Annotated in this window: 25 protein-coding genes; 4 read left to right on the top strand and 21 right to left on the bottom strand. The window is 57.5% G+C overall.

The annotated features are described in order from the left end of the window. Window positions 1-19: 19 nt before the first annotated feature. The 3 genes from dinF to CWR52_RS10990 form a co-directional block, all read right to left on the bottom strand. Window positions 20-1,357: an MATE family efflux transporter DinF gene (dinF, locus tag CWR52_RS10980; RefSeq protein WP_104949659.1), complete on the bottom strand. Its 1,338-nt coding sequence runs from the start codon at window positions 1,355-1,357 to the stop codon at window positions 20-22. A gap of 63 nt (window positions 1,358-1,420) precedes the next feature. After that, window positions 1,421-2,029, bottom strand: coding sequence for a transcriptional repressor LexA (gene lexA / locus CWR52_RS10985; RefSeq protein WP_045909165.1), 609 nt, complete (start codon window positions 2,027-2,029; stop codon window positions 1,421-1,423). A 108-nt stretch (window positions 2,030-2,137) separates the two neighbouring features. Further along, complete coding sequence (locus tag CWR52_RS10990; RefSeq protein WP_021242750.1) at window positions 2,138-2,506, bottom strand: diacylglycerol kinase; 369 nt, start codon at window positions 2,504-2,506, stop codon at window positions 2,138-2,140. A 154-nt stretch (window positions 2,507-2,660) separates the two neighbouring features. On the opposite strand from CWR52_RS10990, the gene plsB reads away from it, so the two are divergent. Further along, complete coding sequence (gene plsB / locus CWR52_RS10995; RefSeq protein ID WP_021242749.1) at window positions 2,661-5,081, top strand: glycerol-3-phosphate 1-O-acyltransferase PlsB; 2,421 nt, start codon at window positions 2,661-2,663, stop codon at window positions 5,079-5,081. A 104-nt stretch (window positions 5,082-5,185) separates the two neighbouring features. On the opposite strand, the gene gntU is transcribed toward plsB, so the two are convergent. From gntU to CWR52_RS11020, 5 genes are all read right to left on the bottom strand, one after another. After that, on the bottom strand, window positions 5,186-6,526 hold the full coding sequence (gene gntU / locus CWR52_RS11000) for a gluconate transporter (protein ID WP_014833577.1): 1,341 nt from the start codon (window positions 6,524-6,526) through the stop codon (window positions 5,186-5,188). A 3-nt stretch (window positions 6,527-6,529) separates the two neighbouring features. Continuing rightward, a complete protein-coding gene (gene gntK, locus CWR52_RS11005) occupies window positions 6,530-7,057 on the bottom strand; it encodes a gluconokinase (protein WP_008503362.1) in 528 nt (175 codons plus the stop codon). 126 nt (window positions 7,058-7,183) lie between these two features. Next, window positions 7,184-8,179: a gluconate operon transcriptional repressor GntR gene (gntR, locus tag CWR52_RS11010; RefSeq protein ID WP_104949660.1), complete on the bottom strand. Its 996-nt coding sequence runs from the start codon at window positions 8,177-8,179 to the stop codon at window positions 7,184-7,186. A gap of 101 nt (window positions 8,180-8,280) precedes the next feature. Continuing rightward, entirely contained in the window at window positions 8,281-8,976 is a 696-nt protein-coding gene (locus CWR52_RS11015; RefSeq protein ID WP_104949661.1) for a pirin family protein, read from the bottom strand. A 123-nt stretch (window positions 8,977-9,099) separates the two neighbouring features. Further along, window positions 9,100-10,137, bottom strand: coding sequence for an oxidoreductase (locus tag CWR52_RS11020; RefSeq protein WP_104949662.1), 1,038 nt, complete (start codon window positions 10,135-10,137; stop codon window positions 9,100-9,102). A 256-nt stretch (window positions 10,138-10,393) separates the two neighbouring features. On the opposite strand from CWR52_RS11020, the gene yhhY reads away from it, so the two are divergent. Beyond that, entirely contained in the window at window positions 10,394-10,882 is a 489-nt protein-coding gene (yhhY, locus tag CWR52_RS11025) for an N-acetyltransferase (RefSeq protein ID WP_104949663.1), read from the top strand. Window positions 10,883-10,968: 86 nt separating this feature from the next. Here yhhY and ggt read toward each other — a convergent pair whose 3' ends face one another. Then, a complete protein-coding gene (ggt, locus tag CWR52_RS11030) occupies window positions 10,969-12,714 on the bottom strand; it encodes a gamma-glutamyltransferase (protein ID WP_201268154.1) in 1,746 nt (581 codons plus the stop codon). A gap of 123 nt (window positions 12,715-12,837) precedes the next feature. Between ggt and CWR52_RS11035 the strand changes: the two genes are divergently transcribed. Next, window positions 12,838-13,215 (top strand): DUF2756 family protein, encoded by a 378-nt coding sequence (locus CWR52_RS11035; RefSeq protein WP_023326493.1) that lies wholly within the window; start codon window positions 12,838-12,840, stop codon window positions 13,213-13,215. Here the strand turns inward: CWR52_RS11035 and ugpQ are convergent. From ugpQ to livK, 10 genes are all read right to left on the bottom strand, one after another. Then, window positions 13,199-13,945, bottom strand: a complete 747-nt coding sequence (ugpQ, locus tag CWR52_RS11040; protein WP_104949664.1) for a glycerophosphodiester phosphodiesterase — start codon at window positions 13,943-13,945, stop codon at window positions 13,199-13,201. The genes CWR52_RS11035 and ugpQ overlap by 17 nt on opposite strands. Further along, entirely contained in the window at window positions 13,942-15,012 is a 1,071-nt protein-coding gene (locus CWR52_RS11045) for a sn-glycerol-3-phosphate import ATP-binding protein UgpC (protein ID WP_008503354.1), read from the bottom strand. Before CWR52_RS11045 ends, ugpQ begins: the two co-directional genes overlap by 4 nt. A 1-nt stretch (window position 15,013) precedes the next feature. Next, window positions 15,014-15,859, bottom strand: a complete 846-nt coding sequence (ugpE, locus tag CWR52_RS11050) for a sn-glycerol-3-phosphate ABC transporter permease UgpE (RefSeq protein WP_104949665.1) — start codon at window positions 15,857-15,859, stop codon at window positions 15,014-15,016. Then, complete coding sequence (ugpA, locus tag CWR52_RS11055; RefSeq protein WP_104949666.1) at window positions 15,856-16,743, bottom strand: sn-glycerol-3-phosphate ABC transporter permease UgpA; 888 nt, start codon at window positions 16,741-16,743, stop codon at window positions 15,856-15,858. Before ugpA ends, ugpE begins: the two co-directional genes overlap by 4 nt. Before the next feature lie 102 nt (window positions 16,744-16,845). Next, window positions 16,846-18,162, bottom strand: coding sequence for a sn-glycerol-3-phosphate ABC transporter substrate-binding protein UgpB (ugpB, locus tag CWR52_RS11060; RefSeq protein ID WP_021242738.1), 1,317 nt, complete (start codon window positions 18,160-18,162; stop codon window positions 16,846-16,848). A 251-nt stretch (window positions 18,163-18,413) separates the two neighbouring features. Beyond that, complete coding sequence (gene livF, locus CWR52_RS11065) at window positions 18,414-19,127, bottom strand: high-affinity branched-chain amino acid ABC transporter ATP-binding protein LivF (RefSeq protein ID WP_008500102.1); 714 nt, start codon at window positions 19,125-19,127, stop codon at window positions 18,414-18,416. A gap of 1 nt (window position 19,128) precedes the next feature. Beyond that, window positions 19,129-19,896 (bottom strand): high-affinity branched-chain amino acid ABC transporter ATP-binding protein LivG, encoded by a 768-nt coding sequence (livG, locus tag CWR52_RS11070; protein ID WP_024906698.1) that lies wholly within the window; start codon window positions 19,894-19,896, stop codon window positions 19,129-19,131. Then, window positions 19,893-21,170: a branched chain amino acid ABC transporter permease LivM gene (gene livM / locus CWR52_RS11075; protein ID WP_104949667.1), complete on the bottom strand. Its 1,278-nt coding sequence runs from the start codon at window positions 21,168-21,170 to the stop codon at window positions 19,893-19,895. Before livM ends, livG begins: the two co-directional genes overlap by 4 nt. Then, window positions 21,167-22,093: a high-affinity branched-chain amino acid ABC transporter permease LivH gene (gene livH, locus CWR52_RS11080; RefSeq protein ID WP_008500099.1), complete on the bottom strand. Its 927-nt coding sequence runs from the start codon at window positions 22,091-22,093 to the stop codon at window positions 21,167-21,169. Before livH ends, livM begins: the two co-directional genes overlap by 4 nt. Before the next feature lie 46 nt (window positions 22,094-22,139). After that, window positions 22,140-23,249 carry a high-affinity branched-chain amino acid ABC transporter substrate-binding protein LivK gene (gene livK, locus CWR52_RS11085; RefSeq protein WP_008500098.1) on the bottom strand — a complete coding sequence of 370 codons (1,110 nt, stop codon included), beginning with the start codon at window positions 23,247-23,249 and terminating at the stop codon, window positions 22,140-22,142. A 424-nt stretch (window positions 23,250-23,673) separates the two neighbouring features. Between livK and panM the strand changes: the two genes are divergently transcribed. After that, window positions 23,674-24,063, top strand: a complete 390-nt coding sequence (gene panM / locus CWR52_RS11095; RefSeq protein ID WP_104949668.1) for an aspartate 1-decarboxylase autocleavage activator PanM — start codon at window positions 23,674-23,676, stop codon at window positions 24,061-24,063. 90 nt (window positions 24,064-24,153) lie between these two features. Here the strand turns inward: panM and livJ are convergent, their stop codons facing one another. Together livJ and CWR52_RS11105 are read right to left on the bottom strand one after the other, a co-directional pair. Beyond that, entirely contained in the window at window positions 24,154-25,254 is a 1,101-nt protein-coding gene (livJ, locus tag CWR52_RS11100) for a branched chain amino acid ABC transporter substrate-binding protein LivJ (protein WP_072163886.1), read from the bottom strand. Window positions 25,255-25,451: 197 nt separating this feature from the next. Continuing rightward, window positions 25,452-26,717 (bottom strand): 4-aminobutyrate--2-oxoglutarate transaminase, encoded by a 1,266-nt coding sequence (locus CWR52_RS11105; RefSeq protein WP_104949669.1) that lies wholly within the window; start codon window positions 26,715-26,717, stop codon window positions 25,452-25,454. Window positions 26,718-26,807: the final 90 nt, after the last annotated feature.

A 26,807-nucleotide genomic window follows, 5' to 3' on the forward strand; every position in this document is an offset into this window, starting at 1 on the left:
TATTCGGAATCTTTAACCGTCACGATATATCGGAGCGCGAGGGAAACCAGGTATTGTTTTGCCAGTGTCGGTGCCAGATAAACGCCAGCGATAATCCGCGCAGCGAGAGGAAGACGGCCAGGGCCAGCCATAAACCATGATTCCCCAGCGAGGGGAGCGTCAGGAGCGTCAGGCCAAATCCGGCCGCCGCGACAGCCATACTGTTGCGCATTTCGGCTCCGCGCGTCGCCCCAATAAACATGCCGTCCAGCAGATAACACCAGACGCCAACCACCGGTAAGACGACTTGCCAGATGAGATAGTGGCTCGCCAGCTCGCGCAGCGCAGGGAGAGAGGTAAGCAATGCAACGATTTGCTCACCGAAGCAGGCGTAAACCAGACCAAAGGCCAGCGCCACCAGCCCCGACTGACGGCAGGCAGCCCGCCACACCTCCCGAAGCTGCCCGCTTTCGCGCGCGCCGTACGCCTGCCCGGAATGCGCTTCAACCGCGTAGGCAAATCCGTCCAGCGCATAGGCGGTAAAGGTCAGAAGCGTCATCAATACCGCATTCACCGCAACGATTTCCGGCCCCAGTCGAGCCCCGAAAACCGTCAGCGCGCCGAAGCAGAGCTGAAGAAGAAGCGAGCGCAGCATGATGTCACGGTTGAGCGCCAGCAGCTTACGGATATTGCCGCGCCATGCGGTTTTGAGCAGCGCCAGGGAGATCCCGCGCATGGCCAGCACACGCCGGACCATCCACAAGCCAATGATAAAGGTCCCGTATTCGGCAATCGCCGTCGCCAGCGCCGCGCCCTGCACGTTCATATGCAGACCCATGACCAGCCAGACGTCCAGAACAATGTTGAGCAGATTACCCACCACCAGCAAAATCACGGGCGCGCGGGCGTACTGCACGCCCAGTAGCCACCCCAGCAGAACCAGATTTGCCAGCGAGGCGGGTGCGCTGAGCCAGCGGATTTCCAGGAACCGTCGCGCCTGCGCCAGTACCGCTTCGCTGCCACCGACAATATGAAGCGCAAGATCGATCAGGGGGGCCCGCAATACAACGATTAACGCACCCGCGCCAAGCGCGAGGATCAGCGGCTGCACCAGTGCGCGCGCCAGACGCAGCGGATCTTTCGCGCCATAAGCCTGTGCGGTAAGACCGGTGGTACTCATGCGCAAAAAGAGCAGCAGCATAAACAGGAAGCTGGTTGCCGTCGCGCCAATCGCCACGCCGCCAAGATAAACCGGTGAATCAAGATGGCCTATAACGGCAGTATCAACCAGCCCCAGCAAGGGCACGGTAATATTGGAGAAAATCATCGGCAGAGCAAGACGCCACAATGCCTTATCGGATGCCGTCAGCAGTGACATGAAAGATACCGGGAGTGGGGAATGAATCAGGCTACAGCGGTGCCATAGCCTGTCAGGAAGAGGTTACAGCCATTCACCGTTGCGAATCACCCCGACCGCCAGTCCTTCGATAGAGAAGTTCTGTTCGCGGAGATCGACCACAATGGGTGAAAACTCGCTGTTTTCAGGCAGCAACTGTACGCTGTTACCCTGTTTTTTCAGACGCTTAACGGTCACTTCGTCATCAATGCGCGCCACCACCACCTGGCCGTTTCGCACATCCTGTGTTTTATGCACCGCAAGCAGATCGCCATCAAGAATACCGATGTCTTTCATCGACATGCCGCTGACGCGCAGCAGGAAGTCAGCGCTCGGTTTGAACATGCCAGGATCGACCTGGTAGTGACCTTCAATATGCTGCTGAGCCAGTAAAGGCTCACCGGCAGCAACACGCCCTATCAGCGGAATGCCCGTCTCTTCTTCCACCAGCAGGCGAATACCCCGTGACGCGCCCGAGACAATCTCAATCACGCCCTTACGCGCCAGCGCTTTCAGGTGTTCTTCGGCAGCATTTGGAGAACGGAAACCCAGACGCTGCGCGATTTCCGCACGCGTGGGTGGCATACCCGTCTGGCCGATATGATCCCGGATGAGATCAAACACCTCTTGCTGCCTGGTCGTTAACGCTTTCATTCCGCCCCCTGGGTGTATATACAGTTATGCTGTGAGTATATACAGTCAACGGCGATTTTGGAACCAAAAACTGCACAAAAAACCAGGGACTTAATTATTCCTCGAGGCTCATCGGAAATGTGACCAAAGCAGGGTGACCCAGGTGATAACGGCAGTGATAATCGCCAGCAACACGGCAGCAGAGCCCATGTCTTTTGCACGGCCAGAAAGCTCATGGAAATCGGAACCAATGCGATCCACAACGGCCTCAATAGCGCTATTAAGAATTTCCACTATCATCACCAGAAGAACGGAACCGATAAGCAGTACGCGGGTAATCGCATCAACATCAAGGAAACAGGCGACGATCACCGCGATGATAGCGGCGACGCCCTCCTGGCGAAAGGCGGCTTCGTTGACCCATGCGGCACGGAAACCTTTCCATGAATAGCCGGCGGCTTTGATGATACGTGTTAACCCAGTGGTATTATTGGCCATTAAAAGAACCTTTTTTAAAAAAGAGCGTCAATAACAGGAGCCGTAGCGCGTTTCGCTACAGCCTGAAGTATGACGGGTAACAACAGAAATTTTGCGCGCTTTCTGTTATCCTTGCGCCGCAATTGCATTATTAACCAGAGGCTTTACATCGTTTATGTCCGGCTGGCCACGAATTTACTACAAATTACTTAATTTACCATTAAGCATCCTGGTAAAAAGCAAGTCTATCCCAGCAGAACCCGCGCTGGAACTGGGGCTCGATACGTCACGCCCCATTATGTACGTTTTGCCTTATAACTCGAAGGCTGACTTACTGACGCTTCGCGCCCAGTGTCTGGCGCATGACTTACCTGACCCGCTTGAACCGCTGGAAGTTGACGGTACGCTACTGCCGCGCTACGTGTTCATTCACGGTGGACCGCGCGTGTTTACCTATTACACGCCAAAAGAAGAGTCCATCAAGCTGTTCCATGACTATCTCGATCTGCACCGCAGCAACCCCGATCTGGATGTGCAGATGGTGCCGGTATCGGTGATGTTTGGTCGTCGTCCGGGCCGTGAAAAAGGCGAAGAGAATCCGCCGTTGCGCATGCTTAACGGCATCCAGAAGTTCTTCGCGGTCTCCTGGCTGGGACGCGACAGCTTTGTGCGTTTCTCCCCTTCCGTTTCGCTGCGTCGCATGGCGGACGAGCACGGCACCGACAAGATCATCGCGCAAAAACTGGCGCGCGTGGCGCGTATGCACTTCGCCCGTCAGCGCCTGGCTGCCGTAGGGCCACGCCTCCCGGCGCGTCAGGATCTGTTCAACAAGCTGTTGGCCTCCAAAGCGATTGCCCGCGCCGTTGAAGATGAAGCGCGCAGCAAGAAAATTTCGCATGAGAAAGCCCAGCAGAACGCCATTGCGCTGATGGAAGAGATTGCAGCGAACTTCTCTTACGAGATGATTCGCCTGTCCGATCGTATTCTCGGCTTTACGTGGAACCGCCTCTATCAGGGCATCAACGTCCATAACGCCGAGCGCGTGCGTCAGCTGGCGCATGATGGCCATGAGATTGTCTATGTTCCCTGCCACCGCAGCCACATGGACTACCTGCTCCTTTCCTACGTGCTCTATCATCAGGGGCTGGTACCACCGCACATCGCAGCCGGTATCAACCTGAACTTCTGGCCAGCAGGTCCGATTTTCCGCCGCCTGGGCGCGTTCTTTATTCGTCGTACCTTCAAGGGCAACAAGCTCTACTCCACCGTGTTCCGCGAGTATCTTGGCGAGCTGTTCAGCCGCGGCTATTCCGTGGAGTACTTCGTGGAGGGCGGTCGTTCCCGTACCGGACGTCTGCTCGATCCGAAGACCGGCACGCTGTCGATGACCATCCAGGCGATGCTGCGCGGAGGTACCCGTCCGATCACGCTGGTGCCTATCTACATCGGCTACGAGCACGTGATGGAAGTGGGCACGTACGCGAAAGAGCTGCGTGGTGCGACCAAAGAGAAAGAGAGCCTGCCGCAGATGCTGCGCGGCTTGAGCAAGCTGCGCAATCTCGGTCAGGGCTACGTGAACTTCGGTGAGCCGATGCCGCTGATGACGTACCTGAACCATCACGTTCCGGAGTGGCGCGAGTCCATCGATCCTATCGAAGCGGTGCGTCCGGCCTGGCTGACGCCAACGGTTAACGGCATCGCATCCGAGCTGATGGTGCGCATTAACAACGCCGGTGCGGCTAACGCCATGAACCTGTGCTGTACGGCACTTCTGGCTTCACGTCAGCGCTCGCTGACCCGTGAACAGCTCACGGAGCAGCTGGATTGCTATCTGGATATGATGCGTAACGTGCCGTACTCGGTTGATTCGACCGTGCCTTCTGCAACCGCCAGTGAACTTATCGATCACGCGTTGCAGATGAACAAGTTTGAAGTGGAGAAGGACACGATCGGCGACATCATCATTCTGCCGCGCGAGCAGGCAGTGCTGATGACCTACTACCGCAACAACATCACGCATATGCTGATGCTGCCGTCGCTCATGGCCGCCATTATTACCCAGCATCGTCATATCTCCCGTCAGGAGCTATTGCGCCATCTTGAGACCATCTATCCGATGCTGAAAGCGGAGCTGTTCCTGCGCTGGAGTAAGGATGAGCTTGCGACAGAACTGGATAAGATGACGGAAGAGATGCGTCGCCAGGGGCTGATTACCCTGAACAACGACGAGCTGCACATCAATCCGTCACGCTCCCGCACCCTGCAGCTGCTGGCGGCCGGTGCGCGCGAAACGCTGCAGCGCTACGCCATTACGTTCTGGCTGCTGAGCGCGAATCCGTCTATCAACCGCGGTACGCTGGAGAAAGAGAGCCGGACGCTGGCCCAGCGCCTGTCCGTTCTGCACGGCATTAACGCCCCTGAATTCTTCGACAAAGCGGTCTTCAGTTCCCTGGTGCTGACGCTGCGTGATGAAGGCTTCATCAGCGATACGGGTGATGCCGAGCCGGAAGAGACGCTGAAGGTGTACCAGATGCTGGCAGAGCTGATTACCTCGGACGTGCGCTTGACGATTGAGAGCGCCACGCAGGGCGAGTAACACAATGCCGGGTTATGGCCCGGCCTGACGCCCTGGATAATAAAAAGGCCCGGTAAGCGCTGACGCTACCGGGCCTTATTTTTAGCCTTGTTAAATCACCGCATTTAGCTGAGCAGCGTAAAAGCAATCATCCCGACAATCGCACCCGTCGTGCCGAGAATGGTTTCCATCAGCGTCCAGGTTTTCAGGGTTTGCGCTTCGGTGGCGCCGGTAAATTTACCGAACAGCCAGAAGCCGGCGTCGTTTACGTGAGAGACCACAATCGAACCGCCCGCGATACAAATAGAAAGCGCGGCCATCTGGGCACCGGAGTAGTTCAGCTGTTCAATCACCGGCATCACCAGACCCACGGCGGTTAAACACGCCACGGTGGCGGAACCCTGGATGATACGCACCGCTGCAGCCAGCACAAAGCAGGTGACCGCAATCGGCAGGCCCATCCCGGTCAGCGCTTCACCCAGAGCCGGGCCTACGCCGGAATCCACCAGCACCTGCTTGAACACGCCGCCTGCACCGATCACCAGCAGGATAATCCCCGCAGGCTGCAGCGCCGCACCGCAGATCTCCATCACCCGGTCTTTTGGCATCCCCTGACGCATCGCCAGGCCGTAAATCGCCACCAGGCACGCCACCAGGATCGCCGTGAACGGGTGACCGATGAACTCAAACCACTCGTAGGCAGTGGACCCCACCGGCACAAAGCGCGCGGCGATGGTTTTCAGACCCACCAGCACCAGCGGCAGCAGGATCAGCGACAGGCTGAAGCCGAAGGATGGCATTTTGCCCTCGCCCAGGTGCGGCTCGGTGATGTCATCCGGAATGTGCAGCTCAACGTAACGGCTGATGAAGTTGCCCCACAGCGGACCGGCGATAATCATCCCCGGAATTGCCGCGCACAGGCCAATCAGAATCATCCAGCCAAAGTCAGCGTGCATCTGGGACGCCAGCAGCATCGGGGCCGGTCCCGGGAGCAGAAACGCCGCAGCCGCCGCCACACCCGCAAACAGCGGAATGACCAGCTTCACGAGGTTAGTACCGGTATGGCGCGCCATGGAGAATGCGACGCTTATCAGCAGCACAACGGCCACTTCGAAGAACAGCGGCAGCGCGCAAATCAGACCGGCCAGACCAATCGCGTAGTGTGCACGGCTGTGGCCAAAGGATTTCAGCATCTTGACGGCAATCTGGTCGACCGCACCCGTCTCGTGCAAAATCTTGCCAAACATCGCGCCCAGCGCGACCACAATCGCCAGGAAGCCCAGCGTACCGCCCATCCCTTTTTCCATCGTCGCGGCGATCTTGTCGAGCGGCATACCGGAAAAGAGACCTGCACCAATAGAAACCACCATCAAAGCAACAAAGGCGTGCATACGCGCCTTCATCACTAAAAACAGCAGCAGCAATACCGAACCCACTGCTGTCAAAACTAGCGTTAATGTACTCAAAACTTACTGCCTTTTATTAATGACCTCGATGGTGCTGGCAACAACACCCTCCAGTGACTGATCGATATCAACCACTAAGACGTCTTTCTCGTCTTCACCCGGCTCCTGCAGCGCTTCGAACTGCGTTACCAGCATCTGGGTTTTGAAGAAGTGACCTTTACGCGCCTTCAGGCGGCTTTCAATCACCTCGAAATCCCCTTTCAGGTAGATGAAAGAGAGGTTCGGATTGCCGTCACGCAGCAGATCGCGGTAGGTTTTTTTCAGCGCGGAGCAGACGATCAGGGAGACTTTGTTGGTGCGCTGCATCGCGAACGCGGCGTCATTCAGCGCCTGTAACCACGGTTTGCGGTCGTCATCGTTCAGTGGCTCGCCGGAGGCCATTTTCATGATGTTGCTGCGCGGATGGAGGAAGTCGCCATCAAGAAACGCAGCCTGGAGTTGATGCGCCACTTCGCTGGCCACGGCTGATTTCCCGCTACCGGAAACGCCCATCAGGACGTAGACGTGGTGATCGTGATTAGTCGTGCTCAAAGGGTGTCCCTCAGTCAATTGTTACGGGTAACAGTTATCGGTAACATTGTCCTGCCGGGGCAAAAGAGAAGCAATATCCAAACGTGCGCGAAGTGAATAAGTGTGAGCTACTTCAAATTTGTCAGTTCAAATAGATCCACCCGGTGACAAGGTGAAACCTAAATCTAACATTTTCGGGGTCACCGTCTCGCCACGAATGCGCGCCAGCAGGCGTTCTGCACCAATGCGGCCCATACGTTCACGCGGGGTCAGGACGCTCGCCAGACGCGGCTCCATCACCTGGCCAATGTCGTGGCCGTGGAAACCGGCGATCGCCATATCATCAGGGATCTTCAGCCCCAGACGCTGACACTCAAACGCCGCGCCAACCGCCAGGTCATCGTTGGTACAGAAAATACCGTCCAGTTGCGGATACTCGCGTCGTGCCTGACGCATCAGCTCAATACCCGACGTATAGGAGGAGGACTGCTCCACCATCACGCTGTACGGGGTTAAGTTCGCGTCGAGCATCGCCTGCTCGTATCCCTTCTGTTTGATGATAGTACGTTCATCAAGACGCGCACCCAGATAGGCGATATGACGATGCCCGCGGGCGATAATAACCGCCGTCATCTGACGCGCCGCTTCGAAGTTATCAAACCCCACGGCGATGTCGAGGCACGGCGACTGGCTGTCCATCAGCTCGACGACCGGAATACCGGCCACTTCAATCATTTTGAGCGTGCGGGCAGTGTGGGTTCGTTCGGTTAAAATCAGGCCGTCAATGTTCCAGGAAAGCATCGATTCAAGACGTTCCTCTTCGAGTTCCGGCTTGTACCCGTAGTGGGCGAGCATGGTCTGGTAGCCAAACGCATCGGTGACGCTTTCAATTCCACGTAATACTTCGGCGAAAACCTGGTTGGTCAAAGAAGGAAGCAGAACGCCCACCGCGCGGCTGGTCGCATTGGAGAGAATATCGGGCGCACGGTTGGGGATGTAACCCAGTTCATCAAGGGCAGCGGCAATCTTGACACGTAACGCCACGGAAACCTGTTCCGGGTTACGTAAAAAACGGCTGACCGTCATTTTGGTCACACCGACGCGATCGGCGACATCCTGAAGTACGGGGCGTTTCTTTTTCATCGTCCTGAGAAATCTTGAAGTGAGAGATTTGCTCAGTTTACCACGGACAAAGCCCATCCTTCCCCTGTCAAAGGGAAGGATGGGGATTTATTTATGTTTTATTACACCGGCGGCAGGTCAAACAGCAGAATTTCGCTTTCGCTGTCGGCATGCACGGAGATCGCCTGCTCGTCCCAGATGGCCAGACCATCGGCGGTTGTCGCTTTGGTCCCGTTGATGGACACGTCGCCTTTCACCACCTGGATCCAGACGCGGCGGTTAGCGGCAATCTGATGCACGGACTGCTCCTCTTTCGCCAGCGCCCAACGGTACAGCTCCATATCCTGATGCACTTTCAGGGAGCCTTCACGCGCATCCGGGGAGAGAACCAGCTGTTTCCCCTGTTTCGCGTCGAAGCGGCGCTGCTCGTAGCGCGGCGTGATGCCGGTCTCTTCTGGAATGATCCAGATTTGATACAGGTGCAGTTTTTCCGTTTTGCTTGGGTTGTACTCAGAGTGACGCACCCCGGTACCCGCGCTCATAATCTGGAACTCGCCCGCCGGAACCTGCTCTTTGTTGCCCATGCTGTCCTGGTGCTCAACCGCGCCTTCCAGCACATAGGTCAGGATTTCCATATCTTTGTGCGGGTGGGTACCGAAGCCCTGGCCCGCATCAATCACGTCATCGTTAATCACGCGCAGTGCGGAGAAGCCCATGAAGTTCGGGTCGTAGTAGTCGGCAAACGAGAATGAATGCCATGAGTCCAGCCAGCCATGATTCGCGTGACCACGTTCGTTTGCTTTGCGTAAGTAGATCATTGTTTTCACCCTCAGTTCGTTTCGATGGAGTAAGTGTGGACGCAAACGGCCTGGGATCATAGGGGGTGAAAATTGACTCCTCTGTTCAAAAATTGTGAACAAGTGCAGAGGAGCCGTTTTTGCTTATTTTGCGAGGGTTATCGTGGCAGGAGAAGCCTGTTCGAAGGCCCGTTCAAGGATTTCGAGGTTGGTCAGAACGTCAGATTCCTTGACGTAATTCGCCATGCCGTTTGTGAGGGTCTCAAACAGCGCATCATAGACGCGGCCATAGTCGCCGGTTTCCGGCTTCAGCGTTTCTTTGACCGTTACGCCCTCGTCGTTCACATACTCCAGCACGCCCACGGAATCGTCCGCGGCAAAGCCTGGTTCACCCGGCATGATATTGGCCTTCAGGCTGGTCTCCTGCTGGTCGATACCGTATTTGATAAACGAACCTTTAGTGCCGTGAACGATAAATTTCGGGTAGTCGATCTTCACCAGGTGACTGGTTTTGACGATGGCCTTCAGATCGCCGTAGAACAGCTGGGCTTCGAAGGTATCGTCCGGGTTGGCTTTGTTGCGCAGGCTGCGAATGTCATACGCCACGTGGTCCGGGCGGCCAAACAGGGAGATGATCTGGTCCATGATGTGCACGCCCAGACCATAGAACGAACCATCCTGAGGCAGTCCGGGTTGCGTTTCCGCCACCGGACGGTAGTAATCGAAGTGGCTTTCGATTTCCACGATGTTGCCGAGCTTGCCGCTTTCAATCGCTTTTTTCGCCGTCAGGAAGCAGCTGTCAAAGCGACGGTTCTGATACGGCGTGACGGTCAGGCCTTTGCTTTTCGCCAGCGCGAACAGCTCTTTCGCTTCGGCAATAGTCGGGGTGAACGGCTTTTCTACCAGCACGTTTTTACCCGCATTTAGCGCGCGTTTGGCATAGTCAAAATGGCTGTCGGCGTGGGTGCAGACAACAACCAGTTTGACCTGAGGGTCGTTAAGTACCTCATCGAGATCGCTGGTGAAGTGGATGTGGGAGTACTGCGGAGATTGCTCTTCCGGCTTCGCGCGGCGGCGGTAGATATGGGCCACATGCCAGCTGTCTTTGCGGTTAAGAACATACGGCAGGTGATAGCGGATCGTACTTTTACCAAATCCAATAAATGCGCAATGTAGTGTCATAGCTCAGTCCTTTTGGAAGGTTACTGAGTCTAACCATAACAAAAAAAAAGCCAGCTAAAAGCTGGCTAAAGTAATACTGGAAGCAATGTGAGCAATGTCGTGCTTTCAGGTTCCCGTAGGGGTCTTCCTGAATGCAGAGCAATAATAATCATTCTCATTCGCACTTGTCCAATACTTTTTGCAAAAAATAGCGGTTGACTCAAATTTTAAAGTCATTGATGTTGGAAGGGACTTTTAACTGACTGAGGAACAAGGAATGAGTGAGATAGTGATACGCCATGCGGAACCGAAAGATTATGACGCCATTCGTCAGATCCACGCCCAACCGGAGGTGTACCACAACACACTACAGGTTCCTCACCCCTCTGAACACATGTGGCAAGAACGGCTATCCGACCAGCCTGGCATTAAGCAACTGGTCGCCTGTATAGACGGTCATGTCGCCGGGCATCTGTGCATCGCCGTCGCGCAACGGCCACGCCGCAGCCATGTGGCTGATTTTGGGATTTGTGTCGGCGCACAGTGGCAAAACCGGGGCGTAGCCAGCGCGCTGATGCGTACCATGATTGATATGTGCGATAACTGGCTGCGCGTTGACCGCATTGAGCTGACGGTGTTTGTCGATAACGAGCCGGCGATTGCGGTGTACAAAAAATACGGGTTCGAAATTGAAGGCACCGGCAAGCGCTATGCCCTGCGCAACGGCGAATATGTGGACGCGTATTATATGGCGAGAATGAAGTAGTGATTTGCCGGGTGGCGGCTTCGCCTTACCCGGCCTACGTTCGTGCAGTTGTAGGCCCGGTAAGCGCAGCGCCACCGGGCAATACATCAATACCCCGCCGTCAAATCATCAACCGAACGCGGATCTGATGCGCCAAACAGCGCTCCGTCCGGCCCCACCATAATGCTCTGGGTGCTGCCCATCGCCTCTTTCACCGCCACCTTCTGCCCACGCTGCTCAAGCAGTTTAATGGTGTCCGGGCTAAAGCCCTTCTCGACGCGCAGCTCGTCCGGCAACCACTGGTGGTGGAAACGCGGGGCGTTGGTGGCTTCGGCGACGTTCATCCCAAAGTCGATGCTGTTCACCACCATCTGCAATACGGTGGTGATAATCCGGCTGCCGCCCGGGCTACCGGTTACCAGCCAGGTTTTGCCCTCTTTCACCACGATGGTGGGCGACATGGACGACAGCGGACGTTTCTTCGGCCCTACCGCGTTCGCATCGCCGCCGACCAGCCCGTAGACGTTCGGCACGCCCGGCTTGGCAGAGAAGTCATCCATCTCGTTATTCAGCAGAATGCCGCTGTTACCCGCCACAATCCCGGTGCCAAACGTGGTGTTGAGCGTATAGGTCACCGCCACCGCGTTACCATCTTTATCCACCACCGAGAAGTGGGTGGTCTGGTTGCTTTCATACGGCGCCAGCTTGCCGGGGCGGATCTCGCTCGACGGCTTAGCCTTGTTGATGTCGATCTGATCGGCAATAGATTTGGCATACGCTTTGTTGGTCAGCGCCTGCCACGGTACCTTCACGAAGTCCGGATCGCCGAGATATTCCGAGCGGTCGGCGTAGGCGCGTTTTTCCGCTTCCGCCATCACCTGCATGGCATCCGCGCTGCCGAAGCCGAACTTGTGCATATCGAAGTTTTCAAGAATGTTGAGGATCTGCACGATGTGAATGCCCCCGGAAGACGGCGGCGGCATGGAGAAGACCTCGTACCCGCGGTAGGTGCCTCTAATCGGCTCGCGCTCTACCGCCTTGTAGTCCGCCAGATCCGCTTTGGTGATGAGCCCCCCGTTCTTCTGCATCTCTTGCGCAATCTGGTCGGCAATCGCCCCTTTGTAGAAGGCGTCCGGACCGTGCTCCGCAATAAGCTCCAGGCTTTTAGCGAGGTTCTTCTGCACCAGCTTGTCGCCCTTCTTCAGCGGTTCACCGTCTTTCCAGAAGATAGCCTTGCTGTTTTCGTGATTCGGAATGACTTCGCTGCCGTAGGTTTTGAGGTCATCTGCCAGCGCGTCGTTTACCACAAAGCCCTCCCGCGCCAGCTTGATGGCAGGCTGCACCACTTTATTCAGCGGCAGGGTGCCGTATTTTTCCAGCGCCAGCGAGAAGCCCGCAACGGTGCCCGGCGTGCCGGACGCGAGATGCGAGGTCAGGGATTTTTTACTGTCCGGGTTCCCCTGGTCGTCGAGGAACATGTCCCGTGACGCCTGAGAAGGCGCCATTTCACGGAAGTCGATGGCGGTGGTTTTCCCGTCTTTGGTACGCAGCATCATAAAGCCGCCGCCGCCCAGGTTCCCCGCCTGCGGGTGCGTCACCGCCAGCGCATAGCCGACGGCGACCGCCGCATCCACCGCGTTACCGCCCTGCCTGAGAATATCGACGCCCACGCGGGTCGCCAGCGCATCCACGGATGCCACCATGCCGTGGGTTGCCCGCACGGGATGAAAAACATCTTCCTCCACGCCGTAAGAGACCGGAGGCGCCGCGGGCGGGTTGGCCGCCACGCTAAATGTACCGCCTGCCATCAGCGCGGCGAGGGCGACCCAGCGCAAAAACGTTGGTTTCATCATTATTGTTCTCCAGGTGAAGGGATCCATATTCCCCGCTTAAGCCTGGTTCACAACTCCTAAAAAATCATCGTCATGGTGAAATCAGGGTAAACTTAAGAGAGACCTCAAGAGGAGGAAATGACAATGAAACGCTTGATGATTCTTACGGCGCTGATCCCGTTTGCCGCGCTCGCACAGCCACTCAACACCATGAACAACCCGAACCAGCAGGGTTATGTCATCCCGAGCCAGCAGCGTATGCAGACCGAGATGATGAGCCAGCAACAGCAGCAAAAAGGGATGCTGAATCAGCAACTGAGAACGCAGACCCAGATGCAGCAGCAAAGCCTGCAAAATCAGATGAACGCCAACACCCAGCGCGTGCAGCAGGGGCAGGTGCGCGAGCAGCCGCTGCCGAACAAAAACGGCGGAATGTTAGGGGGAATGACCTCGTCAGGCAGCGGACAGCAGCATATGCTGCCGCCGCAGTCGAATGGCAGTATGCTTAATCCGCAGAACTAAAGTCCGGGCCGATCAGGTCAATCGCATCGGTACAGATGCTGTCCACGCCCCAGCGCAGCAGTTCGGCCGCACGCTGGGGTTTATTGACGGTGTAAACCAGAATATGCAGGCCCGCGTCTTTCAGCATCTTCACCCGCGCCTCATCCAGCAGCTTGTGATTAAGATGGATAGAGACACACGCCAGGCGCGTCGTCAGCTCGCGCCAGTCCTCGCGCCATTCGTCCAGCAGCAGCCCGCGAGGCAGCTCCGGTACGGCCGCCTGTGCCGCTTCCAGTGCGTCAATTTCAAACGAGGAGAGCAGCGGCGCGGTCATCCCTTCCCACAGCTCGCGCGCGGCAAGGGCAATCACTTTGCCGGTCAGCGGCCCGGTGCCGGTGGTCGGTTTGATTTCGATATTGGCCATCATGCCGTGCTGGCGACAGCGATCGGCTACTTCCGTCAGCAGCGGCAGCGGTTCGCCTTTGAATTCGCCGCTGTACCAGCTTCCGGCGTCGACTTTCAGCAGATCGCGCCACGGCAGCTCGCCCGCCACGCCCCAGCCGTTGCTGGTGCGTTCGAGGTTATCGTCATGCAGCAGGAAAATTTCGCCGTCTTTCGACAGCTTGGCGTCGAACTCGATCATCGTGTGACCGTAGCGCGCGCCGACGTCAATCGCCGCCAGCGTGTTTTCCGGCGCCAGCTTACCGCCGCCCCGGTGGGCGACGACATGGGGATAAGGCCAGTTGCTCATACTCGTTGTCCTGTTTCACCGTCAAACAGGTGCAGATGATTTTCCGGCAGGTGCAGCCACAGCGTGCTGCCTGCTTTAGGGCGCTCCTGATGCGCCAGACGCACCACCATCTTTTGCTCGCCCCAGCGCCCGTGCGCCAGGTTATCTGCACCCAACATCTCCAGCGTGTCCATCACCAGCGGCACGCCGCCTTCCGCCTGAGAGGTTAAACCGATATGTTCCGGGCGGATACCGAGCGTCATCTTACGCCCGGCGTAGCCACGATAGTACCAGTTGATTGGCAATGCCATCCCGCTTTCCAGCTCAAAGTGCGTGCCCGTGCTGCTGATGCGCCCTTCCAGCAGGTTCATCGCCGGGCTGCCGATAAAGCTTGCCACGAAGCGGGTGGCCGGTTTCTCATACACTTCCACCGGGGTGCCAATCTGCTCGGCAACGCCTTTGTTCATCACCATCACGCGCTGGGCGAGGGTCATGGCCTCGACCTGATCGTGGGTCACGTACAGGGAGGTGGTTTTCAGACGACGGTGCAATTGCTGCAGCTCAAGACGCATCTGCACGCGCAGCTTGGCGTCGAGGTTAGAGAGCGGCTCGTCGAACAGGAATACCGCCGGATCGCGTACGATGGCGCGCCCCATCGCCACGCGCTGACGCTGGCCCCCTGAAAGCTCGCGCGGGCGGCGCTTCAGCAGGCCGTCCAGCTCCAGAATTCGGGCGGCTTCTTTCACGCGCTCCTCGATATGGCCTTTGCCCATGCCGCGGATTTTCAGCCCCCAGGCCATGTTCTCTTCCACGCTCATGTGCGGATAGAGAGCGTAGTTCTGGAACACCATCGCGATGCCTCTGTCTTTCGGCTCCATCTCGGTGACGCGCTGGCGGTCAATCCAGATATCCCCGGAGGTTACGCGCTCCAGCCCCGCCACCATGCGCAGCAGGGTGGATTTGCCGCAGCCGGACGGGCCGACCATCACGATAAACTCCCCGTCCGCCACGTCGAGCGTGAGCGGCTGAATCACCTGGGTTTTGCCGTCCCAGCTTTTGGTTACTGCCTGAAGTTTTAAACCTGCCATCTTATTTCTCGCTATCGACCAGGCCGCGGACAAACGCGCGCTGCATGGCTAAAACAATGACTACGGGTGGGATAAGGGTGAGCAGCATTGCCGCCATCACCTGGTTCCAGAGGGTGGTGCCTTCGCCGATGGCGATCATGCCTTTGATGCCCGCCACAGCGGTGCCGAGATTGACGTCCTGAATAATCAGCAGCGGCCACAGGTACTGGTTCCAGCCGTAGATAAAGGTGATCACAAACAGCGCCGCAAGGTTGGTTTTCGACAGCGGCAGCACGATGTCGCGGAAGAAGCGCAGCGGCGATGCGCCATCAATGCGCGCCGCCTCGATCAACTCGTCCGGCAGGGTCATAAAGAACTGGCGGAACAGGAAGGTGGCGGTCGCCGAGGCCATCAGCGGCAGGGTTAAGCCCGCGTAGCTGTCGAGCATCTTCAGGTTGGCGATCACTTCCACCGTCGGGAAGATACGCACCTCCACCGGCAGCATCAGGGTGATAAAAATCATCCAGAAAAACAGGTTGCGCAGCGGAAAACGGAACCAGACGATGGCGAAGGCCGAGAGCATCGACACCGTAATTTTGCCGACCGTAATGCCGAACGCCATGATGAAGCTGTTGAGCATCATCAGCCAGAACGGCGCGCTGTTGGCGCCTACGCCCTGGGTCCAGATGGTCTTCATGTTCTCGAAAAGATGCCCGCCTGGGATCAGCGTCATCGGCGTATCGAACACCGCTTTGGTGTCCAGCGTGGCGGCGACAAAGGCCACGTACAGCGGGAACAGAATGACGATAATCCCTAAAATCAGCATGGTGTGGCTGAAAATCGTCAGCCCGCGACGGTTCTCAATCATTGGTAGCGCACCTTACTTTCAACATAGCGGAACTGCACCACCGTGAGGATGATGACGAGGAACATCAGCACCACCGACTGCGCGGCGGAGGCCGAGAGATCCAGCCCGGCGAAGCCTTCGCGGTAGATCTTATAGATAAGCGTGGTGGTCGCCTGCACCGGGCCGCCTGCGGTGGCCGCATCGATCACCGGGAAGGTGTCGAAGAAGGCGTACACGAGGTTAACCACCAGCAGGAAGAAGCTCACCGGGGCAATCAGCGGCAGCGACAGCCTGAAGAAGCGACGAATCGGCCCTGCGCCGTCAATGGCGGCGGCCTCCACCAGCGAACGCGGGATGGACTGCAGCGCGGCAAAGAAGAACAGGAAGTTGTAGCTGATCTGCTTCCACACCGAGGCGAACACCACCAGGAACATGGCCTGACCGCTGTTCTGGGCGTGGTTCCAGTCGTAGCCGAACTCTGCCAGGAAATGGGTAATCAACCCGCGACCGGGGTTAAACAGGAAAATCCACAGGACGGCGGCGACGGCGGGTGCCACGGCGTACGGCAGCAGCATCAGGGTCTGATACAGGCGGCTGCCGCGCACCACGTAATCCACCAGCGCGGCGAAAAACAGCGAGGCAACCAGACCGCTGACGGTCACCAGCGCGCTGAACCTGATCGTCGTCCAGAAGGCGTCCAGGTAGTAGCTGTCATGGAACAGCGCGGTAAAGTTGTCCAGCCCGACAAACTGGCTGGAGAGCCCAAACGGATCGACGCTTTGTACCGAGTACCACAGCGCTTCGCCCGCAGGCCAGATAAAGAAGATAACGGTGATGATCAGCTGAGGCGCGACCAGCAGGTACGGCAGCCAGCGGGAACGGAACACCGGACGGGATGATGACATTGAGATTGGGTTCCTGAGCAATGCCGGGTGGCGGCTACGGTTTTCTCCCTCTCCCTGTGGGAGAGGGTTGGGGTGAGGGCATCAGGCCGCATTCACCTTTTTTTACGATTTGGTCGACTGCTCAAAACGGCGCAGCAGCTGATTCCCGCGCTCTACTGCGGAATCCAGCGCCTGCTGTGGCGTTTTCTTCCCGGTCCACACGCTTTCCAGCTCTTCATCCACGATGGTGCGGATCTGCGGCATGTTGCCCAGGCGCAGGCCTTTGGTGAACGGCAACGGTGGCTTGTTCAGCATCTGACGCGTCGCGATATCCGCGCCCGGGTTCTTGCTGTAGAAGCCCTGCTCGCGGGTCAGGTCATACGCGGCTTTGGTGATCGGCAGGTAGCCGGTCTTCTGGTGCCATTCGGCTGCGTTTTCCGGCTTCGCCAGGAAGTCGAGGAATTCGGCCACACCTTTATAGGTGCCCTTGTCTTTACCCTGCATCACCCACAGACTCGCCCCGCCGATGATGGCATTCTGCGGCGCGCCCTTCACGTCAGCGTCATACGGCATCATGCCCACGCCATAGTTGAATTTGGCGTAGTGACGGATATCCGCCAGCGAGCCGGACGAGGCGGTGGTAATGGCGCAGTCGCCGTTGTAGAACTTCTCGGTGGATTCGTCTTTACGCCCGAAGTAGCTGAAGTCGCCCTTCTTGTTGAGTTCTTCCAGCAGCGCGATGTGCTTCACCTGCTCCGGCTTGTTGAACTCCAGTACCGCATCGGTGCCGTCGAAGCCGTTGTTTTTGGTCGCCACCGGCAGGCCGTGCCAGGCGCTGAAGTTTTCAATCTGGATCCAGCCCTGCCAGCCGCTGGCGTAGCCGCACTTCATCCCCGCCGCTTTCAGCTTCGCGGTGTATTCGGCCAGGTCCTGCCAGGTTTTTGGCGGCTGCTCCGGGTCTAAACCGGCCTTTTTGAAGGCGTCTTTGTTGTAGTACAGCACCGGCGTGGAGCTGTTAAACGGCTGAGACAGCAGATGTCCGGTTTTGGAATCGGTGTAATAACCCGCCACGGTCGGCACAAACTGGGATTCATCGAAGTTGATACCCGCCTCTTTGAACACTTCATAAACCGGCTTAATAGCTTTGGAGGCCATCATGGTGGCGGTGCCCACTTCATAAACCTGTAACAGTGCAGGCGCGTTGCCGGTACGGAAGGCGGCGATGCCCGCGCTCAGGCTCTGCTCGTAGTTGCCTTTGTACACCGGCACAATTTTGTAATCCGGATGGGTGTCGTTGAAACGCTGCGCCAGGGAGTCAACTTCTTTACCCAACTCCCCTTCCATGGAATGCCAGAACGGAATGGTCGTCACAGCCATTGCGTTCGTCGCAAAAGCCAGACCCAGTGCCAGACCCAAAGCTGTGTGTCGTAACGATGTCATTGTCATCTCTCTTATTGTGCCGGATGCGCGATATCACGCGTTTTATGCTCGCGAGGTAACATGACATGCTCGAATGACAGAAAAATAACTGTTTGTTTACAGATAAGTGACAGTAAAGGGTCAGGGGGATGATGGTTGTGTGAAGGGGGTTAGGAGCGGTCTGTTGCCCTCACCCCGGCCCTCTCCCACAGGGAGAGGGAGAAAAGCGTGTAGGCCCGGTAAGCGCAGCGCCACCGGGCAACACAGACGGCTTAGCCTCCGAGGTACGCGCTCCGCACCGCCTCATTCGCCAGCAGCGCATCGCCGGTGTCTTCCAGCACCACGCGGCCGTTCTCCAGCACGTAACCACGGTCAGCGAGCTTCAGCGCCTGGTTGGCGTTCTGCTCGACGAGGAAGATGGTCATCCCCTCTTTACGCAGCTGCTCGATGGTGTCGAATATCTGCTGGATGATGATCGGCGCAAGACCGAGCGACGGCTCGTCCAGCAGCAGAAGACGCGGCTGGCTCATCAGCGCGCGGCCAATTGCCAGCATCTGCTGTTCACCGCCGGACATGGTGCCCGCACGCTGAATGCGACGCTCCCACAGGCGCGGGAAGAGTTCGTATACCCACTTGATGCGGGTCTGGTATTCATCGCGATGGGCGAAGAAACCGCCCATCGCCAGGTTCTCCTCCACCGTCATGCGGGAGAAAACGCGGCGCCCTTCCGGGACAATCGCCACCGCCTCACGCATGATTCTGGCCGTCTGCCAGTCGGTAATGTCCTTACCATCGAACACAATCCGCCCGCTGGTGGCGCGCGGGTCGCCGCACAGGGTGCCGAGCAGCGTGGTTTTGCCCGCACCGTTGGCGCCAATCAGGGTCACGATTTCACCCTGATTGATATGCAGGCTGACATCGTGCAGCGCCTGGATCTTGCCGTAGTGCGCGTTGACCTTGTCGAACGTTAACATCGCTTTTTCCATCTTATGCCTCACCCAGGTATGCGCGGATCACGTCCGGGTTGTTGCGGATCTCTTCCGGCGTGCCGTTTGCCAGCGGCGTGCCCTGGTTAACCACGTAGATACGGTCGGAAATGCCCATCACCAGCTTCATGTCGTGCTCAATCAGCAGAATGGTGGTGTCGTGGTGATCGCGCAGCTCGGCAATCAGCTCGTCCAGCTCTTTGGTCTCTTTCGGGTTGAGGCCCGCCGCCGGTTCGTCGAGCATCAGGATCTCCGGCTGGGTCACCATGCAGCGCACAATCTCCAGACGACGCTGGTCGCCGTAGGCCAGGTTGCTCGCCTGACGGTTGGCGTGCTGCAGCAGGCCAATGCGGTCGAGCCAGGTGGCGGCGCGATCGAGCGCTTCATCCTGGGCGCGGCGGAAGGCCGGGGTTTTCAGCAGGCCGGAGAACAGCCCGGTTTTCAGCTGCTGATGCTGCGCGACCAGCAGGTTCTCAATCACCGTCATCTCGCGGAACAGACGCACGTGCTGGAAGGTACGCACCACGCCCATGCGGGCAATCTGCTGGCCCGGCAGCCCTTCAAGATGCTTGTCGCGCAGCATAATGGTGCCGCCCGTCGGCTTGTAAAAACCGGTCAGGCAGTTAAAGACCGTGGTTTTCCCCGCGCCGTTCGGGCCAATCAGGGAGACAATCTCTTTCTTGTGCAGATCCAGTGACACATTGTTGACCGCCAGCAGGCCGCCAAAACGCATCATCAGACCGTTAACGGATAATAATGGCTGACTCATGCCTGCTCTCCTTTCGCTTGCCCGTTCTTCAGCTTCAGCTGTGGACGGGTCATCGGCAGCAAGCCCTGCGGACGCCAGATCATCATCAGCACCATCAAACCACCCAGCATTAACATGCTGTATTCGTTAAAGTCGCGCATCAGCTCGCGCGAGACCACCAGCAGGATGGCCGCGAGGATAACGGCAAACTGCGAGCCCATCCCGCCGAGCACCACAATCGCCAGCACGAAAGCGGATTCGGCAAAGGTGAAGGATTCCGGGCTGACGAAGCCCTGACGCGCGGCAAACAGCGTTCCAGCGAAACCAGCAAACGCGGCGCTGATGGTGAACGCGGTCAGCTTGATGCGGGTCGGGTTCAGGCCCAGGGAGCGGCAGGCGATTTCATCTTCGCGCAACGCTTCCCACGCGCGGCCCAGCGGCATGCGCAGCAGGCGGTTAATCACGAACAGGGTGATCACTACCAGCAGCAACGCCACCAGATAGAGCCAGATGACGCGGTCGGACGGGTCATACTTCACGCCGAAGAAGTTACTGAAGGTGTCCCAGCCGCCTTCGCGGGCGGTACGGCTGAACTCCAGACCGAAGAAGGTTGGTTTCGGGATCTGGCTGATGCCGTTCGGGCCGCCGGTCACTTCGGTGTTGTTCAGCAGCAGGATACGGACGATTTCGCCAAAGCCTAAGGTCACAATCGCCAGGTAGTCACCGCGCAGGCGCAGTACCGGGAAACCGAGCAGGAAGCCTGCCGCGGCTGAGACCAGCCCCGCCAGCGGCAGGCAGGTCCAGAAGCCGAGCCCGTAATAGTGGTTCAGCAGCGCGAAGGTGTAGGCGCCGATGGCGTAGAAGCCGCCGTAGCCCAGTACCAGCAGGCCAGAGAGCCCCACCACCACGTTCAGACCGAGACCGAGGATCACGTAGATCATGGTCAGGGTAGCGATATCCACGGTGCCACGAGAGACCACAAACGGCCACGCCACGGCAGCCACCAGCAGCGCCACGAGGAACAGCTTCTGCTTAACCGTAGACCCGTCGATGGCCGGCAGCATGAATTTCGGCCCGGAGACGTTTTTCAGCGACTTCTGGAACAGCGGACGCAGCAGCTGAAACAGGAACACCACGGCAGTGCCGATAAACACCCACTGCCAGCGGATATCGGGGGCGGCGTCCACCACCAGCTTCGTCCCGTCCAGACCTAACTGGACGCCCATAAAGACGCCTGCCAGCACGAAGAACATGGCGGCAGAGAGCAGCGCCATTGCAAAATGCATCGGTTTCATACTTTCTCTACCTCCGGACGGCCCAGAATGCCGGTAGGCATGACCAGCAGAACCAGAATCAGCAGGGCAAACGACACCACATCTTTATATTCCGTGCTCAGATACGCCGAGGAGAGCGCTTCCGCCACGCCCAGGATCAGGCCGCCAATCATCGCGCCCGGAATACTGCCGATACCGCCCAGCACCGCCGCGGTAAAGGCTTTCATCCCGGCCATAAAGCCGATGTACGGGTTGATCACGCCGTAGAACTGGCCGAGCAGGACACCTGCGACGGCCGCCATCGCGGCGCCAATCACGAAGGTCAGGGCAATCACGCGGTCGGTGTTGATGCCGAGCAGGCTCGCCATCTTCAGGTCTTCTGCGCAGGCGCGGCAGGCACGTCCCATCCGCGAGTAGCGGATGAACAGCGTCAGGGCAAGCATCGCAATAAAGGTCACGACCCAGATAACCAGCTGCATGGTGGTGATAGAGGCCGCGAAGTTTTCACTGGCCCCCACAATCCACTGGCCGTTAAACAGGCTTGGCAGCGCCACGTCGCGCGAGCCTTCGGTCAGGCTGACGTAGTTTTGCAGGAAGATCGACATCCCGATGGCGGAAATCAGCGCAATAAGACGCTTGGAACTGCGCACCGGCCGATAGGCCACGCGCTCGATGCTCCAGCCGTAGGCGCTGGCAATCACAATCGCGCCGACAAACCCGGCGGCGACCAGCAGCCAGCTGCTGTCGATGCCCATCATCATCAGCGCGGCGATGATCATAAAGGAGACATAGCTACCGATCATATAGACCTCGCCGTGGGCGAAGTTAATCATGCCGATAATGCCGTAAACCATCGTATAGCCGATGGCGATCAGCGCGTAGGTGCTTCCCAGCGTGACGCCGTTAAACATCTGCTGCAGGAAATAGAGAAACTGCTCGGACATATGCAAACCTTTTTATACCCGCCCGGCGGTCCGGGCGGTGGGATAATTATTTGGCGGCCGAGGATGACCCGTCGGCGTGCCACTTAAAGACACCAAACTCAAATCCCTTCAGATCGCCTTTCTCATCCCAGTTCAGCGGCCCAATCACGGTGTTCGCCCCGTGTGCTTTTAAATCTTTCACCAGATCCAGCGGTTCTTTGCTGCCGGTACGATCCAGCGCGGTGGCCAGAGACTGCACGGCGGCGTAGGTGATCCAGACGTACGGACCACTCGGATCTTTCTTCTGCGCCTTGAGCGCATCCACGATAGCCTTGTTGGCCGGATCCTGGTCATAGCGTTTTGGCATCGTCACCAGCATGCCTTCGGCAGAATCCCCGGCGATGTTGGACAGAGAGGCATTGCCCACACCCTCTGGCCCCATAAACTGGGTCTTCAGACCGGTGGCGCGCGCCTGACGCAGCATCTGCCCCATCTCCGGGTAGTAGCCGCCGTAGTAAACAAAGTCGATATTCTCTTTTTGCAGACGAGCGATCAGCGCGGAGAAGTCTTTCTCACCGGCGGTAATCCCGTCGAAGAAGACGATGTTTGCGCCGCCTTTTTTCAGGCCGTCCTGAACGGAGCGCGCCAGGCCTTCACCGTACTGCTGCTTGTCATGAATAATGGCGATACGCTGCGGCTTGACGGTTTCAAGGATGTATTTGGCGGCGGTTGGCCCCTGAGAGGAGTCCAGACCGGCGGTACGCATAATGTGCTGGTAGCCGCGCTGAGTCAGCTCCGGGTTGGTGGCGCCCGGGGTGATCATCAGAATGCCTTCGTCTTCGTAGATATCAGACGCAGGCTGGGTGGAGGATGAACACAGGTGGCCGATCACATACTGGATGCCATCGTTGACGATTTTGTTAGCGACCGCGACGGCCTGTTTCGGATCGCAGGCGTCGTCATATTCTACGCCCACCAGCTTGTCGCCTTTGATGCCGCCCTTAGCGTTGATGTCTTTGATGGCCTGGCGCGCACCATTGAACTCCATGTCACCCCACTGGGCGACAGGGCCGGACATCGCACCCACTACCGCAACTTTAATGTCCTCCGCCATGGCGGCATGCGAGATCGACAGTGCGACCATCCCCGCGATTAACGTCTTCGCGTTCCTTTTCATCTCTGAATCCCCATTCGTGATGTCGTGTTTATATTTTGTTTTATTATGGTTAAAAAGCATTCTGTACTTTTAATGAACAACGCTATTTTTACCAGTGCCTTTAATGGTTTAGCGCATGTTTTTGTCAAAAACCAGACTAAAATCTCTATTTTTCAGGCTATTAAGCAAAGATAATATTCTGAAATCAGGCAGAGATAAACAACTAAAAGTGCAGTTTGCAGCATAAAATAACGGTACAAAGCGCCGAATAAATCACTACCCATCAGGTTAAAATTCTGCGTATTTTTCGATCCATGTGTTTTCAAACTGCCCAACGCGTTGCCAAAAAACTAATCACCTGGCGAATGAGAATAAAAAGAGGAAGCCCCTGAGTGAATAAATTGAGTACACTGCCTCTACTCAATTTGATTTGGACAAGTAGCTAATGAAACTGACTATCGTGCGTCTGGTGACCTTTAGCGACCAGGATCATATCGACCTGGGCAAGATCTGGCCGGAATATTCTCCTTCGTCGCTACGCGTGGATGAGACCCATCGCATTTATGCCGCGCGTTTTAACGAGCGCCTGCTGGCAGCGGTTCGCGTCACCCTGAGCGGTACAGAAGGGGCGCTGGACTCGCTGCGCGTACGTGACGTCACCCGTCGTCGCGGCGTGGGACAGTATTTAATTGAAGAAGTGATCCGCGAAAACCCGAACGTAAACTCATGGTGGATGGCCGACGTGGGCGTGGAAGACCGCGGCGTGATGGCAGCGTTTATGCAGGCGTTAGGGTTTACGGCGCAGGAGAGCGGGTGGGAGAAGCGCCAGAGTTGATGGGTGCGGCCTGATGCCCTCACCCCGGCCCTCTCCCACAGGGAGAGGGAGAAAACATTAAAAAAGGCAACTAGCGTTGCCTTTTTGCGTTTATTTTGCGTCTGTCGCCGTGCCATTGGCATGCCAGTCAAACACGCCGAACTCAAATCCCTTCAGATCGCCTTTTGCGTCCCAGGAGAGCGGCCCCATCACGGTTTCCACCGTGTTGGCTTTCAGCCAGGTGGCAATCTCAGCCGGATCGGCTGACTGGTTCAGGCCTGCCTGCAGAGACTGCAGCGCCGCATAGGTGGTCCAGACGAACGCGCCGCTTGGATCCTGTTTCTTCGCCTTGATGGCATCTACGATAGGTTTGTTCGCAGGGACCTGGTCGTAGTTCTTCGGTTTGGTCACCAGCAGGCCTTCAGCGGATTCACCTGCGATGTTAGACAGAGAAACGTTCGCCACGCCTTCCGGGCCCATGAACTGGGTTTTCAGACCCGCTGCGCGCGCCTGGCGCAGGATCTGGCCCATTTCCGGGTGGTAGCCGCCGTAGTATACGAAATCGATATTCTCTTTCTTCAGACGCGCCACCAGCGTGGAGAAGTCTTTCTCACCGGCGGTGATCCCGTCGAAGAACACCACGTCGGCATTGGCTTTCTTGAGGTTGTCCTGCACCGAACGCGCCAGACCTTCACCGTACTGCTGCTTGTCATGAACGATGGCAATGCGCTTCGGCTTCACTTTTTCAACGATGTATTTCGCCGCGGTTGGGCCCTGGTCAGAGTCCAGACCGGTGGTACGCAGGGTCAGCTTGTAGCCGCGCGCGGTCAGCTCCGGTGCGGTCGCCGCCGGGGTGATCATCAGAATACCTTCGTCTTCGTAGATGTCAGACGCCGGCTGGGTAGAGGAAGAGCACAGGTGACCGATAACGTATTTGATCCCGTCGTTCACCACTTTGTTCGCGACCGCGACCGCCTGTTTCGGGTCACAGGCATCATCATATTTTACGATCTGCAGTTTTTCGCCCTTAATACCACCTTTGGCATTAATGTCTGCAACCGCCTGTTCTGCGCCAGTAAACTCCTGGTCGCCGTACTGCGCTACCGGTCCGGACATGGCGCCAACCACAGCCACTTTAATGTCTGCCTGCGCCATGGTGCTGAATGCCAACGCGATACATCCTGCCAGTAACGCTTTACCCTTCATGTTCATCCTGAGATTCCCCATTATTATGGTTATTACGATTGTTGTGATGTTGTTGTGCAGCGCTTTATGTCAGTTATAGGTGTGCTGTTCGCGCTTTTTCAGCATACTCTGCTAAAACATACCCGATTTTTATGATTTTGGAATAGCTAATTTGAAATGAATATATGCCAGGCCCGGCTGGGATTTTCGCCGGGCATATGGCTTTAACGTGTCAGCGAGGCGGAGATAATGTCCAGCGCTTTACGGAACTGCACTTCGGGAATCGTCAGCGGATACAGGAAACGAATGACGTTGCCGTAGACGCCGCAGCTCAGAAGAAGCAGCCCTTCCTGCAACGCCCGCTCCTGCACCTGGCGGGTAAATTCCGGCGAAGGCTGGCCCGTTTGCGGGTCGTTAAACTCCACCGCCACCATTGAGCCCTGGGCGCGAATATCCGCGATATACGGGCAGTGTTCCTTCGCTTTGTTCAGCACTTCCACCAGGTGATGGCCCAGATGCGCCGATCGCGTGCAGAGATCCTCTTCGTCAATCACGTCCAGCACGGCATGCGCCGCGGCAATCGCCAGCGGGTTTCCGGCGTAGGTGCCACCCAGCCCGCCCGGCGCGGGCGCATCCATCGCCTCAGCACGTCCCGACACCGCCGAGAGCGGCATCCCGCCCGCCAGGCTTTTCGCCATGGTGATCAGATCCGGTTTCACGCAGTGGTGTTCCATTGAGAACAGCTTGCCGGTGCGGGCGAAGCCGCTTTGCACCTCGTCGGCAATGAGCAAAATGCCGTGGGTATCGCACAGGGCACGTAGCGCCTGCATAAAATCGGCTGGCGCGATGTTGAAACCGCCCTCTCCCTGAACCGGTTCGAGAATAATCGCCGCGACCTGGTCGGGTGCGATATCCGCTTTAAAGATGCGTTCCAGGCTTTTCAACGCCTCAGCGGTGCTGACGCCGTGCAGTTCATTCGGATACTGCGCGTGATAAACCGAACCGGGGAAAGGTCCAAAGCCGAGCTTGTACGGCGCAACTTTGCCGGTCAGCGCCATGGTCATAAAGGTGCGGCCATGGAAGGCGCCGCCAAAGGTGATAAGGCCGGGGCGTTTGGTATATGCGCGGGCAATTTTGACCGCGTTTTCCACCGCTTCTGCGCCCGTCGAGAAGAAGGCGGTCTTGGCGGGACCGTCAATCGGCACGCGCTGGTTGATGCGTTCGGCAAGCGCGACATAGCCCTCGTACGGCACAATCTGGTACGCCGTATGGGTAAACGCGTGGAGTTGTTTTTCGATGGCGGCAATGACTTTTGGATGGCGATGGCCGGTATTTAGCACCGCGATACCGGCGGCGAAGTCGATGTACTCATTGCCCTCGACGTCCCACACCGTGGCGTTTTCTGCTTTATCGGCATAGAAGTTACACATCACGCCGATGCCACGCGGCGTCGCCTGTAAACGCCGGTCGTTCAGTTCGTTGTTTTTCACCCTGTCCCCCTGAGAAAGTCGCCTGCTTAGCGCATCAGTAAGTGTTTGCCAAGGGGGAGAAATTCGCCAGAGCAAGAAATGAAAAAAAGC

Origin of the sequence: Enterobacter sp. SGAir0187, from assembly GCF_002952735.2 — a bacterium.
GTDB lineage: Bacteria > Pseudomonadota > Gammaproteobacteria > Enterobacterales > Enterobacteriaceae > Enterobacter > Enterobacter quasiroggenkampii.

Bases quoted from the DNA above. Each gene is read 5' to 3' on its own strand.
- dinF (WP_104949659.1), bottom strand. From the start codon at position 1,357: ATGTCACTGCTGACGGCATCCGATAAGGCATTGTGGCGTCTTGCTCTG.
- lexA (WP_045909165.1), bottom strand. From the start codon at position 2,029: ATGAAAGCGTTAACGACCAGGCAGCAAGAGGTGTTTGATCTCATCCGG.
- CWR52_RS10990 (WP_021242750.1), bottom strand. From the start codon at position 2,506: ATGGCCAATAATACCACTGGGTTAACACGTATCATCAAAGCCGCCGGC.
- plsB (WP_021242749.1), top strand. From the start codon at position 2,661: ATGTCCGGCTGGCCACGAATTTACTACAAATTACTTAATTTACCATTA.
- gntR (WP_104949660.1), bottom strand. From the start codon at position 8,179: ATGAAAAAGAAACGCCCCGTACTTCAGGATGTCGCCGATCGCGTCGGT.
- CWR52_RS11015 (WP_104949661.1), bottom strand. From the start codon at position 8,976: ATGATCTACTTACGCAAAGCAAACGAACGTGGTCACGCGAATCATGGC.
- CWR52_RS11020 (WP_104949662.1), bottom strand. From the start codon at position 10,137: ATGACACTACATTGCGCATTTATTGGATTTGGTAAAAGTACGATCCGC.
- yhhY (WP_104949663.1), top strand. From the start codon at position 10,394: ATGAGTGAGATAGTGATACGCCATGCGGAACCGAAAGATTATGACGCC.
- ggt (WP_201268154.1), bottom strand. From the start codon at position 12,714: ATGATGAAACCAACGTTTTTGCGCTGGGTCGCCCTCGCCGCGCTGATG.
- CWR52_RS11035 (WP_023326493.1), top strand. From the start codon at position 12,838: ATGAAACGCTTGATGATTCTTACGGCGCTGATCCCGTTTGCCGCGCTC.
- ugpQ (WP_104949664.1), bottom strand. From the start codon at position 13,945: ATGAGCAACTGGCCTTATCCCCATGTCGTCGCCCACCGGGGCGGCGGT.
- CWR52_RS11045 (WP_008503354.1), bottom strand. From the start codon at position 15,012: ATGGCAGGTTTAAAACTTCAGGCAGTAACCAAAAGCTGGGACGGCAAA.
- ugpE (WP_104949665.1), bottom strand. From the start codon at position 15,859: ATGATTGAGAACCGTCGCGGGCTGACGATTTTCAGCCACACCATGCTG.
- ugpA (WP_104949666.1), bottom strand. From the start codon at position 16,743: ATGTCATCATCCCGTCCGGTGTTCCGTTCCCGCTGGCTGCCGTACCTG.
- ugpB (WP_021242738.1), bottom strand. From the start codon at position 18,162: ATGACATCGTTACGACACACAGCTTTGGGTCTGGCACTGGGTCTGGCT.
- livF (WP_008500102.1), bottom strand. From the start codon at position 19,127: ATGGAAAAAGCGATGTTAACGTTCGACAAGGTCAACGCGCACTACGGC.
- livG (WP_024906698.1), bottom strand. From the start codon at position 19,896: ATGAGTCAGCCATTATTATCCGTTAACGGTCTGATGATGCGTTTTGGC.
- livM (WP_104949667.1), bottom strand. From the start codon at position 21,170: ATGAAACCGATGCATTTTGCAATGGCGCTGCTCTCTGCCGCCATGTTC.
- livH (WP_008500099.1), bottom strand. From the start codon at position 22,093: ATGTCCGAGCAGTTTCTCTATTTCCTGCAGCAGATGTTTAACGGCGTC.
- livK (WP_008500098.1), bottom strand. From the start codon at position 23,249: ATGAAAAGGAACGCGAAGACGTTAATCGCGGGGATGGTCGCACTGTCG.
- panM (WP_104949668.1), top strand. From the start codon at position 23,674: ATGAAACTGACTATCGTGCGTCTGGTGACCTTTAGCGACCAGGATCAT.
- livJ (WP_072163886.1), bottom strand. From the start codon at position 25,254: ATGAACATGAAGGGTAAAGCGTTACTGGCAGGATGTATCGCGTTGGCA.